The sequence below is a fragment of the Rhodococcus sp. 06-418-5 genome (assembly GCF_002258285.1).
In the GTDB taxonomy this organism is placed as follows: domain Bacteria; phylum Actinomycetota; class Actinomycetes; order Mycobacteriales; family Mycobacteriaceae; genus Rhodococcoides.
The window spans coordinates 461753-474047 of record NZ_NOYE01000012.1; the positions used below are offsets into that span (position 1 = coordinate 461753).

At 65.5% G+C, this 12295-nt stretch carries 13 protein-coding genes; 7 read left to right on the plus strand and 6 right to left on the minus strand.

Going from position 1 to position 12295, the window contains the following annotated elements; all coding sequences use genetic code 11:
- Positions 1-100 precede the first annotated feature (100 nt).
- On the plus strand, positions 101-478 hold the full coding sequence (locus CH274_RS07860) for an OB-fold nucleic acid binding domain-containing protein (protein ID WP_032397922.1): 378 nt from the start codon (positions 101-103) through the stop codon (positions 476-478).
- A 109-nt stretch (positions 479-587) separates the two neighbouring features.
- Entirely contained in the window at positions 588-1238 is a 651-nt protein-coding gene (locus tag CH274_RS07865; protein ID WP_256993515.1) for a DUF3159 domain-containing protein, read from the plus strand.
- On the opposite strand, the gene CH274_RS07870 is transcribed toward CH274_RS07865, so the two are convergent.
- Together CH274_RS07870 and CH274_RS07875 are read right to left on the minus strand one after the other, a co-directional pair.
- Positions 1212-1871: a potassium channel family protein gene (locus tag CH274_RS07870; RefSeq protein WP_094657074.1), complete on the minus strand. Its 660-nt coding sequence runs from the start codon at positions 1869-1871 to the stop codon at positions 1212-1214. The two genes, CH274_RS07865 and CH274_RS07870, sit on opposite strands and share 27 nt — an antisense overlap.
- A gap of 49 nt (positions 1872-1920) precedes the next feature.
- On the minus strand, positions 1921-2586 hold the full coding sequence (locus CH274_RS07875; protein WP_045199811.1) for a potassium channel family protein: 666 nt from the start codon (positions 2584-2586) through the stop codon (positions 1921-1923).
- Between the two features lie 176 nt (positions 2587-2762).
- Here CH274_RS07875 and CH274_RS07880 point away from each other — a divergent pair, with 176 nt between their 5' ends.
- Complete coding sequence (locus tag CH274_RS07880; RefSeq protein WP_094657273.1) at positions 2763-4760, plus strand: APC family permease; 1998 nt, start codon at positions 2763-2765, stop codon at positions 4758-4760.
- Positions 4757-6028, plus strand: a complete 1272-nt coding sequence (locus CH274_RS07885) for a class I SAM-dependent RNA methyltransferase (protein ID WP_094657075.1) — start codon at positions 4757-4759, stop codon at positions 6026-6028. The genes CH274_RS07880 and CH274_RS07885 overlap by 4 nt, the downstream gene beginning before the upstream one ends.
- A 16-nt stretch (positions 6029-6044) precedes the next feature.
- On the opposite strand, the gene CH274_RS29115 is transcribed toward CH274_RS07885, so the two are convergent.
- The gene (locus CH274_RS29115) at positions 6045-6206 is read right to left on the minus strand and encodes a hypothetical protein (RefSeq protein WP_176459288.1); all 162 of its coding nucleotides are present in this window, start codon (positions 6204-6206) and stop codon (positions 6045-6047) included.
- A gap of 25 nt (positions 6207-6231) precedes the next feature.
- Between CH274_RS29115 and CH274_RS07890 the strand changes: the two genes are divergently transcribed.
- Positions 6232-6753 (plus strand): CGNR zinc finger domain-containing protein, encoded by a 522-nt coding sequence (locus CH274_RS07890; RefSeq protein WP_032397925.1) that lies wholly within the window; start codon positions 6232-6234, stop codon positions 6751-6753.
- 24 nt (positions 6754-6777) lie between these two features.
- Here the strand turns inward: CH274_RS07890 and CH274_RS07895 are convergent, their stop codons facing one another.
- Positions 6778-7617, minus strand: coding sequence for an ABC transporter permease (locus CH274_RS07895; protein ID WP_032397926.1), 840 nt, complete (start codon positions 7615-7617; stop codon positions 6778-6780).
- On the minus strand, positions 7614-8582 hold the full coding sequence (locus tag CH274_RS07900) for an ATP-binding cassette domain-containing protein (protein WP_094647986.1): 969 nt from the start codon (positions 8580-8582) through the stop codon (positions 7614-7616). Before CH274_RS07900 ends, CH274_RS07895 begins: the two co-directional genes overlap by 4 nt.
- A 180-nt stretch (positions 8583-8762) precedes the next feature.
- Here CH274_RS07900 and CH274_RS07905 point away from each other — a divergent pair, with 180 nt between their 5' ends.
- Together CH274_RS07905 and CH274_RS07910 are read left to right on the plus strand one after the other, a co-directional pair.
- Positions 8763-9518: a sigma-70 family RNA polymerase sigma factor gene (locus CH274_RS07905; protein ID WP_032397928.1), complete on the plus strand. Its 756-nt coding sequence runs from the start codon at positions 8763-8765 to the stop codon at positions 9516-9518.
- The gene (locus CH274_RS07910; RefSeq protein ID WP_094657076.1) at positions 9515-10273 is read left to right on the plus strand and encodes an anti-sigma factor; all 759 of its coding nucleotides are present in this window, start codon (positions 9515-9517) and stop codon (positions 10271-10273) included. Before CH274_RS07905 ends, CH274_RS07910 begins: the two co-directional genes overlap by 4 nt.
- Positions 10274-10315: 42 nt before the next feature.
- On the opposite strand, the gene glsA is transcribed toward CH274_RS07910, so the two are convergent.
- Complete coding sequence (gene glsA, locus CH274_RS07915; RefSeq protein ID WP_094657077.1) at positions 10316-12142, minus strand: glutaminase A; 1827 nt, start codon at positions 12140-12142, stop codon at positions 10316-10318.
- Positions 12143-12295: the final 153 nt, after the last annotated feature.

Below are 12295 nucleotides of genomic sequence, written 5' to 3' on the forward strand. Positions count from 1 at the left end.
CGACACCGCTGTGACGACGGTTGGTCAGCGTGACACTTCGGGTCTACAGTGGCGAAGTACCACCCCGACGAGGGGACGACCCACACCGCTGGAGCACAGAATGGCACCCGCTGCCGCAGGATACTTCCGCCGTCTGACGCGGAAGTTGACAGAGGACATCGATCAACTCGATGCCGAGGAGATGGCCGAAACCTCCGAAGCCTCCGGGGCTCGGCGGGCGTGCGATTGCTCGCGAGGTGAAGAAGTCACGATGCTGGGTCGATTGCGCAGCGTCGAAGCCTGCTCGAAGGCGGCCAACGCCAACATCGAGGCCGAGTTCTTCGACGGCACCGACACGGTGACGCTGCTGTGGATCGGACGACGCAAGATCGCTGGAATCGAGCCCGGCAAGACTCTGCTCGTTCGCGGACGCGTCGGCGAGCGCGACGGACGCAAGATCGTCTACAACCCCTATTACGAACTGCGCGACGACAGCTGATCGTCGCCGGTATGGCACTCTCGTTGTCGTGACCAACAGCGACGATTTCGTGCCGCCCCCGTCGACGACGCCGGAACCTGCGCCCGACGCGTCGACGACCGCCGAGAAGGTGGCTCCCACCGTCCTCGAGCAGCTCGGCGGGTTGAGCGGGCTCGTCTACTCGACCTTGCCCGTCGTCGTCTTCGTTCCGGTGAACAGCTATGCCGGTCTCGCCGCTGCTCTGTGGTCCGCTCTGGGAGTCGCCGCTGCGGTGTTGGTGTGGCGGCTGGTTCGTCGTAGCCCGATTCAGCCCGCCATTTCGGGATTCTTCGGGGTCGGAATCTGCGCATTCATCGCATACCGGACGGGAGATGCCAAGGGCTACTTCCTGTTCGGCATCTACACCTCGCTCGCCTACGGCGCGGCGTTCGTGCTGTCGGTGCTCGCGCGCTGGCCGTTGGTCGGCATCATCTGGGGATACCTCAACGGCAACGGAAGGTCGTGGCGTGGCAACCGGTCGGCCGTGCGGTACTACGACGTGGCCACGATCGCCTGGGCGTCGGTGTTCGGTGCCCGATACATCGTTCAGTCCCAGCTCTACGACTCCGACCAGACGGGTTGGCTCGCCGTTGCCCGCATCGGCATGGGCTGGCCGCTCACGGGAGTGGCGCTGTTGGTCACTCTCTGGGCCGTGCGTGCGGCCGATCGTGCGCTCGACGCAGCGTCGAGCGAAGTCCGCAAGCAGGACCGGCCGTCAGATCAGGCCGACAGCGGCGCGTAGTTCGTTCTCGACCTCTTTGGCCGCGACGAACAGCAGTTCGTCGCCGCCCTCCAGCGGATCGTCGTGCTGGGGAACGATCACCCGACCGCCGCGCAGAATCGTCACCAACGCTGCGTCCCTGGGCAATTGGAGCTTGCGGACCGGCTTGCCCGCCAGGTGAGTGTTCTCCGGCAGCGTGATCTCGACGAGGTTGGCCTGACCCTTACGGAACGTCATCAGGTGAACGAGGTCGCCCACCGATACGGCCTCCTCGACCAGGGACGCGAGCATGCGCGGGGTGGACACGGCGACATCGACACCCCAGGCAGCGTCGAACAGCCATTCGTTGCGCGGATCGTTGACCCGGGCCACCACGCGGTTGACGCCGAACTCGGTCTTGGCCAGCAGGCTGAGCACCAGGTTGGCTTTGTCGTCTCCGGTGGCAGCGATCACCACGTCGTAATTCTCGAGGTGCGCGGCTTCGAGCAGACTCAACTCGCACGCGTCGGCCAACACCCATTCCGCTTCCGGGATGGCGGCCTGATCGACGTGGTCGAGTTTGCGTTCGAGGAGCATCACATCGTGTTCGCTGCGGATCAGCTCGCGTGCGATGGATCTGCCGACTGCGCCGGCTCCGGCGATAGCGACTTTCATGGCTTCCCGTTCGGGTCGATGGGGGAGGTGGGGAACGTGCGCTCGTGCATCAGTCGTCCGGGGGCGGCGGGTTGCCTGCCAGCGCAATGGCTTCGGCGACGGTTCCCGAGACCGCGGCGACGTACACCTCGTCGCCGGCCTGGATGACGGTTCGCTTGTCCGGTAGCAGTCCGCTGCCGAACCGGATGACGAACGCGGCCCGCGAGTTGGTGGCGTCCTCGAGTACCGAGAGCTTCTTGCCGATCCAGGCGTCGTGGAAGTCGAGCAGGACGACGGCGACGCTGCCCGAGGGATCGCGCCATTTGGTGGTGGGGTCGTCGCGCAACAGGTTGTGCAGAAAACGATCGGTGGCCCAGGGGACGGTGGCGACCGTCGGGATGCCGAGGCGTTCGTAGACGGCCGCGCGCTTGGCGTCGTAGATCCTTGCGACCACTTTGTCGACGCCGAACGTCTCTCGAGCGACACGGGCGGAGATGATGTTGGAGTTGTCGCCGGACGACACGGCCGCGAAGGCCTCGGCCTTCTCGATTCCCGCGCTCACCAACACATCTCGGTCGAAACCCATGCCGACGACGCGATGCCCGGCGAAGTCGGGGTCCAGGCGCAGAAAGGCTGTTTCGTCGCGGTCGATGATCGCGACCTCGTGTCCGATGCGTTCGAGCGCCCCGGCCAGCGATGCGCCGACGCGGCCACATCCCATCACAACTACGTACAACGCCCAGCTCCGTCCCGATCTCGATGGTCGACCACTGCCGACCGACACTGCCACGACCGGCAGGCGTGCACCAACGTATCGGGGGATCGGTCACCGTACCGACCGAGGGTGCGCTCCGACGCAGTTTCGGGCGCGTGGTTGAGACGTCCGCAGGAGGACGGCCTACGCTTCTGTGCGTGTCCAAGGTCTCGACTGCCGCCAAGCGGCTAGTGCTCGGTAAGCCGTTCCGCAGTGACAAGCTCGGTCATACGTTGCTTCCCAAGCGGATCGCGTTGCCGGTGTTCGCCTCGGACGCCATGTCGTCGGTTGCCTATGCACCGGAAGAGATCTTCCTGGTGCTGTCGGTGGCGGGCATCTCGGCAGTCGCCTTCACCCCGTGGATCGGTCTCGCCGTCTGCGTGGTGATGGCCGTCGTCGTGGCCAGCTATCGACAGAACGTGCATGCTTATCCGTCCGGCGGCGGCGACTACGAGGTCGCGACCACAAACCTGGGCCCCGCGGCCGGATTGACGGTCGGCAGCGCACTGTTGGTCGACTACGTGTTGACCGTGGCGGTGTCGATCTCGGCGGCGGCGTCGAACATCGGATCAGCGGTTCCGTTCGTGGCCCAGCACAAGGTGCTGTTCGCCGTGGTGGCCATCGTCCTGGTCACCTCCGTCAATCTTCGGGGCATCCGCGAGTCCGGGGCTGCGTTCGCGATCCCGACGTATGCCTTCATGGGTGGCATGTTCCTGATGTTGGCGTACGGCCTGTTCCGGGTCTACGTTCTCGGCGACGACTTTCATGCAGAATCGGCAACCTTCGATCTGAAGGCCGAGGATTCGCACCTGTACGGCATCGCATTCGCGTTCCTCATCGCGCGCGCCTTCTCTTCCGGTTGCGCGGCGCTGACCGGGGTGGAGGCCATCAGCAACGGGGTACCCGCATTCGAGAAGCCGAAGTCGCGTAACGCCGCGACCACCTTGTTGCTGCTCGGAGCCATCGGCATCACATTGCTGATGGGCATCATCGTGCTCGCACAGAAGATCGGCATCAAGTACGCCCTGGATCCCGATATTCAGCTGGTCGGCGCGCCGGAGGGGTACCAGCAGAAGACGTTGATCGCGCAGCTCGCGGAGGCGGTGTTCAGCGGATTCCCCGCTGGATTCTTCTTCATCACGACCGTCACGGCCCTCATCCTGGTACTTGCGGCCAACACCGCGTTCAACGGCTTCCCCGTTCTCGGTTCGGTTCTGGCCCAGGACCGGTACCTGCCGAGGCAGCTGCACACTCGTGGCGACCGTCTTGCCTTCAGCAACGGCATCCTTTTTCTGTCCGGAGCTGCGATCGTCTTCGTCGTCGCGTTCGGTGCCGAGGTAACCAAGCTCATTCAGCTCTACATCGTCGGGGTGTTCGTCTCGTTCACCCTCAGTCAGACCGGGATGGTTCGGCACTGGACGCGGCTGTTGGCCACCGAGACCGATCCCGAGCAACGGCGGCGCATGCACCGCTCACGGGTGGTCAACGGAGTCGGTCTCGGCATGACCGGAACGGTGCTGGTCATCGTGTTGATCACCAAGTTCGCCGCCGGCGCGTGGATCGCGATCGTGGCGATGGTGGCGATCTTCGTCCTGATGCGCATGATCAGAAAGCACTACGACACCGTGGCGCGGGAGCTCGAGAACGAGGAATGGGACGGAGTTCTGCCCAGCCGCACACACTCGATCGTGTTGGTCTCGAAGCTGCACATGCCGACCCTGCGCGCGTTGGCGTACGCCCGAGCAACCAGGCCCGACACCCTCGAGGCCGTGACCGTGAACGTCGACGAAGCCGATACTCGCGCACTGGTTCGGGAGTGGGAAGCCAGTGACGTCTCGGTGCCGCTCAAGGTCGTCGAGTCGCCCTACCGAGAAGTCACCAAACCGGTCCTGGACTACGTCAAGCGGGTTCGTCGCGACTCGCCTCGGGACGTCGTCACGGTCTTCATTCCCGAGTATGTGGTCGGTCACTGGTGGGAGCAGGTTCTGCACAATCAGAGTGCGTTGCGACTGAAGTCTCGCCTGCTGTTCCAGCCGGGCGTGATGGTCACCAGCGTGCCGTGGCAGCTGCGGTCGTCCGAGAAGGCCAAGCGTGAGGTGCTCGGCAATGCGCCCGGTGCGTCGCGTCGCGGCTACGAGCCTCCGGCGGGCAAGTGAGCGAGAGCTGGTTCGGGCTGCTGCTGGAGGTCGAACTGGGCGCGCCGGGGCACGGAGGATTCTGCGTGGCCCGCCACGACGGCCGAGTGATGTTCGTACGGCACGGACTGCCGGGTGAACGGGTCCTGGCCAAGGTGACCGAAGATCGAGGCGGGTCGTTCTGTCGTGCCGATGCCGTCGAGATTCTGTCGGCCTCGCCGGACCGAGTGGACGCGCGCTGTCCCATTGCCGGACCGGGCGGCTCGGGCTGCTGCGACTACTCCCACGCCACTGCCGATGCCGGGCGGCGACTGAAGTCGTTCGTCGTCGCCGAACAACTTCGCCGCGTCGCCGGAATCGAGCGTGAGGTGCAGGTGGAGGAACTACCGGGGTCCGGCGACGGAACCGGGTGGCGAACCCGAGTGCGACTCGCCGTCGATGCCGGCGGTAGGCCCGGCTATCACCGCTATCGCAGTAGCTCGATCGTCACCGAACTCACCTGTCCCCAAATGGATTCTGCCGCGTTCGTGGGACTGTCGGATCAGCAGTGGCGGCCGGGTGCCGAGCTGCAGGTGGTGCTCGACGGGGACGGCGAGCGGCATGTGGTGGAGATCGCGCCGGCGCAACTCTCGCCCACCGGACGCCGATCGCCGGGTCGTCGTGGAGCGTCGGCGCGTCGGGCAGCGTCGTCTCGCTCCCGGCCCGAGAAGGCCGTGATCGGATCGGGTCGGGTGACCGAATACGTCTCGAGCAGGGCATGGACCCTCGACGCCACCGGGTTCTGGCAGGCTCACCGCGGCGCGCCGCAGGTGTACACCGATGTGGTGCGGGAATGGGCGGACGCCACGTCGGGTGACGGTGCGTGGGATCTGTACGGAGGCGTCGGGGTGTTCGCCGCCGCCCTGGCCGATCGGGTGGGTCCGAGCGGCCGGGTCACCAGTGTCGAGTTCTCTCGTCGGGCAGCCGAGGACGGCCGTTCGGCGCTGCGGGATCTGCCGCAGGTCACGTTCGTGCCGGGTCGGGTCGAGCGCTCGATCGATGCGTTGACCGATCCGGTGTCCGTAGCGGTGCTCGATCCACCTCGCGCGGGAGCAGGACGGGACGTCGTCGATGCCGTCGCCGTCCGGTCTCCGCGTTCGGTGGTGCACATCGGATGCGATCCGGCCTCGTTCGCACGGGATGTGAGCTTGTATCGGGCTGCTGGATACGAGCTCGACGACATGCGCGCTTTCGACGCCTTTCCGTCGACCAGCCACGTCGAGTGCATCGGTCGTTTCGTTCGTCGGTGAGGGCTGCGGCAACCGATCAGATCCGGTGTGCAACTTCGGCGACCGGGGCGAAGGTGTGCATGGGAACGGACACGATGCGCTGAGCGCCGCACCGGCAGCCCTGGTAGCCGACGAGCCCCTCGCTCGTGTCGTGGGTGGAGTGGGTGGTCCAGGTGTGTGTGGTGTGTTCGGTGTGCATGCGTCCATCGTGATGTAATGGTCTTGTGCACATCAACCCTTACGGCGAGTATGCCGTGAAACTCGGTATCGACCTGCTCAATTCGCCGCCCACGTCGGCGACCGAGCTGGGCGAACGCTGCGTGGACGCCGGCCTCGTACCGGACTGGATCGCCACGGATGCCGATCTGGTCGACACCCTCCAGTTCCTGCGTGACTGGGCGCGGGTGGTGGACGCGAGCACCGAAACCGATCGGGCCGACGAGCTCAATGCTCTACTGGCACAGGCGTCGGCCTACCCACGGTTGACCAACCATGCCGACGACGGCTGGCACATGCACTATCGCGACCCCAACATCGAACTCGGCGGGGTCATCAGGGCCCTGGTGAGCGTCGGCACCGCGTTGCATCTGACCGGACGCGGGATGTCTCGCCTCGCTCGCTGCGCCGCCGCAGACTGCACACTCGCCTTCGCCGACACCTCGAGAACGGGCAGGCAGCGGTACTGCGGAACGGTGTGCTCCAATCGCGACGCGGTACGCAGGCATCGAGCACGCGCGGCCTCGTGATCGAGGCGCAGCGCAGCGCGTTCGTCAGGACTTTCGGTTGTACAGGCGCATCGTGATCGGCCCGAACACCGCCAGCATCGCCGCGCACAGCATCAGCGTCACTCCAAGCCCGCCCGTGTCGACATCGCCCTGCATCAGTCCACGCAGCGACGTGACCAGAAAGCTGACCGGGTTGACGTCGACGAACGCGCGCAGCCAACCGGGCATCGTGCTGGGGTCGACGAAGATGTTGCTCGCGAACGTGAGCGGAAACAGGATGAACATCGACACCCCCATCACCGCAGCCTCGGTACGGACGATCATCGCGATCATGGTCCAGATCCAGGAGAGGCAGAACGAGAACAGCAGCAGCAGAGCGATCGACGCCACCACACCGACAAGACCACCCTGCGGCCGGAAACCGAGGATCAATCCGAGGATCAGCACGATCACCGAAGCCAGCGTGTAGCGCACGACGTCGCCGAGCAGGGCACCGACCAACGGCGACGGCCGCCAGATGGGCAGCGAACGGAATCGATCGAAGACGCCCTTCTCGATGTCCTTGTTCATCGTCACGCCGGTGTACATCGTGATCATCACCACGGTCTGCACGAGAATGCCGGGGAGCAGGAACTGGATGTACGCCTCGGTCGACCCGGCCAGTGCGCCGCCGAACAGGTACGTGAAGAGCAACGTGAACATGATGGGAAAGGCCGTCACGTCGAACAACTGCTCGGGAACGTGCTTGATCTTGAGCAGCGCTCGCCATCCGAAGCTCAACGACGTCGACAACGACGACGGACGAGGCGGGCGAGGCCCGGCGGCACCGAGTACATCGATGATCGTCGACGCCTGTGGCGCCGTCTGCTGGGCTTCGGTGGTCATGATGCAACCTCCCGGTCGGATTCGACTGTGGCACCGGCGTCGTGCCCGGTGAGAGCGAGAAACACCTCGTCCAAGCTCGGCTGTCCCAGCGTGAACGACGCGATCGAGATGCCTGCGGTCTCGAGTGCAGGCAGTACCGGCGCGGCCTGCGCCGGGTTGCTCAACCGTGCGGTGACGGTGGACGGATCCGGGTCCTCGGTGACGTTGCTGCCGAGTAGATCTCGCAGGATCCCTGCGGCGGCCGACCGCTGGGACGCCTCGAGAACTCGCAGGTGCAGTGAATTCGATCCCACCGACGCCTTCAGCTCGCCCGTCGTTCCCTCGGCGATGACCTTGCCGCGATCGATGACTGCGACACGCCCGGCCAATTGATCGGCCTCGTCCAGATACTGTGTGGTCAGCAACACAGTCGTCCCGCCTGCGACCAAGGCGCGGACGATCTCCCACACGTGGTTTCGGCTGCGAGGGTCGAGTCCGGTGGTGGGCTCGTCGAGGAAGATCAGTTCGGGAGTGACGATGATGCTGGCGGCGATGTCGATGCGACGGCGCATGCCGCCGGAGTACGTCTTGACCTGTCGCGGTCCGGCATCGGCGATGTCGAATGCCGTCAGCAGCTGCTCGGCTCGTGATCGGGCGGCGGGACGGGAGTAGCCGAGCAACCGGGCGAGCAGCACCAGGTTCTCCGTACCGGTGAGATCCTCGTCCAGAGACGCGAATTGCCCTGTCAGAGCGACCTTCTGCCGTACGGCCTCCGGTTCGCTCGCGACGTCGTGACCGAGCACCCGGGCGCTGCCTCCGTCGATCGGAAGCAGCGTGGCCAGCATCCGGATGGTCGTCGTCTTCCCAGCCCCGTTCGGCCCGAGCACGCCGTAGACACCACCGGAGGGGATGGAAAGGTCGACTCCGTCGACCGCGGTGTTCGTTCCGAAACGTTTGACCAGACCGTGTGTCTCGATCGCCGCCATGTCTCTCGATTCCTCCGATGGGCCGCCGCCCGATTCCCCGCGATTGTCCGATTCTCCACCAAGGATGAAATGCGGTCCACATCTGCGCAAACGAATTTTCGTCCCGAACCATCCTCCGGTCGGTTTGTTCCGAATATGTACTGCGGCGGGAAAACGCGGAGGTTTCGATATGAGAGCGATATGACCACTAGTGTCGTGATCGATGAACTCGATCATGAACCCGTCTGTTGGGACGACCTTCCGATGAGCGCGCCGATGTCGGATGCGTCGGGAACGTCGAATGCCGGCCGTGACCGGACGACGCCCGATGCCTCGGAGAGCTACGCGGCACAGGACGCGGTGTGCGCTGTTCCCAGTCCACAGCTCAAGAACCTGCGTGCCGACGAGACCGATCGTCTGCGACGGTTGATGGCGTCGGTTGCCCAAGGCGACCGGGCGGCGTTCGCCGAGCTGTACGACGCGACGTCGTCGCGGGTCTACGGAATGGTGCTGCGGGTGCTTCGAGACCCGGGGTACAGCGAGGAGACAGCGCAGGAGGTGTTCCTCCAGATCTGGCGCGCGGCACCCAATTACGACCCGAACCAGGGCAGTCCACTGGCGTGGATCATGACTCTGGCGCACCGTCGCGCGGTCGATCGTGTCCGGAGCGAGCAATCGGGTACCGATCGTGAGGCCGCGTACGGCGCAGTCAGCCACACACCGGAGCACGACGAGGTACTCGAGACGGTGACGCAGCGGCTCGAGTCCGAGGCCGTCGTGGCCTGTCTCGAAACTCTGACCGATACGCAGAGCGAGTCGGTACGAATGGCTTACTACAGCGGTTACACCTATCGCGAAGTTGCGGAGCGGCTCGGGGTCGCGGTTCCCACCATCAAATCGCGCATACGAGATGGATTGATCAAGTTGAAAACATGTCTGGGGGTGATCCCGCAATGAGCGACTCGTCACGGCAGCGACTACTCGACGACGCGGAGGTCTACGCCCTCCACGCGACCACCGACGCCGAGCGACGCGACATCGAGGCCGAGCGCCTACGCGTCGACGACACCGCGCGAGCCCAGTTCGACATTCTCGTGAGCGAGATCCACGAGACGCTGGCCCTGGCGGCCGCGGCGAATGCGACACCCGCACCCGACCGACTGCGTCGTTCGGTGCTCGATCGGGTCGCCGTCAGCGACCAAGAGCCCACGGTCCACCAGTTACCACCGAACGTCACACCACTGCACCGGCATCGGCGGGAGCGCTCGAAGGCCTGGCGGTACTCGATGGTCTCGGCTGCGGCCGCGGTGGTCGTCGCCGTCGGCGGAGTGGTGGTCGTCAGCCAGACGATGGGCAACGATGCGCAGCCGTCTCAGGCGGAGCAGATCGTGGCCGCGCCCGACTCACGTCAGGTGTCGGCGGAGTTCCCCGGTGGCGGCTCGGCCACCGTGTCGTACTCGCTTTCCCAGAACGCGGTCGTCGTCGATCTCGACGGAGTCCCGCAGCCGCCGCCCGGTCGCGTCTACCAGATGTGGTTCGTGGACGGCTCACCTCGCTCGGCCGGCGTCGTGACCGAGGATCAGCTGACCTCGGAGTCCGGAACGGTGGTCGACGGTCTCGGTTCCTCGACCAACTTCGCGTTCTCGCTGGAACCCGCAGGCGGGTCGGCCCAGCCCACCGAGGTGCTCACGATGCTCACGTTGGGTGCCTGAGCACAGCACGAGAACCGTCGCCTCGGGCGGTTCGACATTCGGTCAGATACCGATGTCGAACCGCCCGAGCGTTCTGATCACCGCTGCCATCTGGCCGTAGGCTCCGGTGGCGAGATTCTCCAGCAGCGCCAGCTTGACCTCCGGTGCGTCGCGTGTGAGTGCCTGGAAGTGCTCCACCGACACCACCACGAGGTCGACCGATGTCTCGGCGACCATGTCGAGCAAGAAGGGCACCGACATCAGCAACGGCATCTCGCCGAAGCTCATGCCGGGGGAGAGAGTCGTGATGCGGTGCTTGCCACCGTCGGCGGCGACGGCCGTCGAGGTCACCTCGCCGCGCAGCATCAGGAACAGGCCTGCCGCTGGGGCACCGTGACGAACGATCACGTCGCCACGCGCGTAGTGCCGCTTCTCCAGGTAGGGCGTCACCGCCTCGAACTGTTCGGCCGAGAGCCCGGCAAGCAGCGGGTGCTCTGCGATCGCGACGACGGCCGGCTGTCGCGCGCCTGCGCAGTGACGATCCAGCAGCAGGTTCTCTGCCCATTGAACGGCCGATCCGAGGCTCGAGTACACCCGACCGGCCGGATCGGACGGGTCGAGGCTCGAGGTGGTGTGCCCCATGATCGCTCTCGGGTCGACCAGAGCGACCACGCAGCCGTGTTCGGCGAGATCCCCACGAAGGTCCTCGAACATGGTGCGGGCGATCGCACTGACCTCGTCGACGCCGCGCACGTCGATGACGAGCGCATCGAGTTCTCGGTCCAGGTCGCCGATCTCACGAACGGCGGTCTCGGCACCGGAGAACAACAGATCGCCGTGCAGTTCGTACACGCGGGCGCGTTCGCCCACGGCGGCCAGAGTGGCCTGTTCGGTGTCGGAACGCCGCTTGCGCGACGGAGCCTCGGTCACCACGTAGCGTCGCCGGATCGAGGATTTCGCCGCACGAGTGACGTGCAGAAAGTGCAGTTCGAGGCGTGTCGAGAGTTCGCGGCAGGCGGCGACTCCGCGCACGCTGTTGCCGTGCGAGTCGAGCCGCGGGGAGTAGACGGCGATGCCCATCTGTCCCGGAAGAACCGCGAGGATCCCGCCCCCGACTCCGCTCTTGGCCGGCAGGCCGACCCTCGCGACCCAGTCGCCTGCGCCGTCGTACATCCCACATGTCGTCATGACCGACAGCACTCGTTCGACGAGGGCCGGTGCGAGCGCACGCTCCCGCGTCCGGGGATTGACGCCGTTGTTGGCCATGGTGGCCGCCATCATGGCGAGGTCGGCGGCGGTGACATCGATCGAGCACTGGCGGAAGTACAGATCGACGGCAGCATCGGGATCGTGGTCGATGATGTCGAACGAACGGAGCATGTACCCGATGGCGCGGTTGCGATTGCCGGTGCGCGCCTCCGACCGATAGACGGCGTCGTTGAACGTCAGAGACCTCCCCGCATACCGCGAGTACGAGGCGCGAATGCGCTCGAATCGATCCTCGGCACTGCGACCGGTGATGAGCGACGCCGACGTGATGGCACCGGCGTTGATCATCGGGTTGCGTGGTCGCTCGGTGACGGGATCGAGGCTGATCTCGTTGAAGGGTTCCCCGGACGGTTCGATGTCGATCTTGCTCGCCACGACGTCCAGGCCCCGGTCGGCCAGTGCCAATGCGTACGTGAACGGCTTGGAGATCGATTGGATCGTGAAGGGGAGTCCGGTGTCGCCGACTTCGTAGACGTAACCGTCCGTGGTCGTCAGCGCGATACCGAATCCGTCCGGCGTGACGGCAGCGAGTTCGGGGATGTAGTCCGCCACCTGCCCGGACGTGTCGTCACGGCACAGTTCGTGAACTCGGCGCAGGATGGCATCGACCACGTTGCTCATGGGCCACACTGTATGTGTGATGTCCGATTCGGCAGCGTCGAGGTTAGGGGCGGCTGACCCAGGGCACCTCGACGTTCGACGGTACTGTCGGCGTCACGACGCTGGGCGGAGCAGCAGGGCACGGTCACTCCGTAGACTGAAATTTCCATTGTG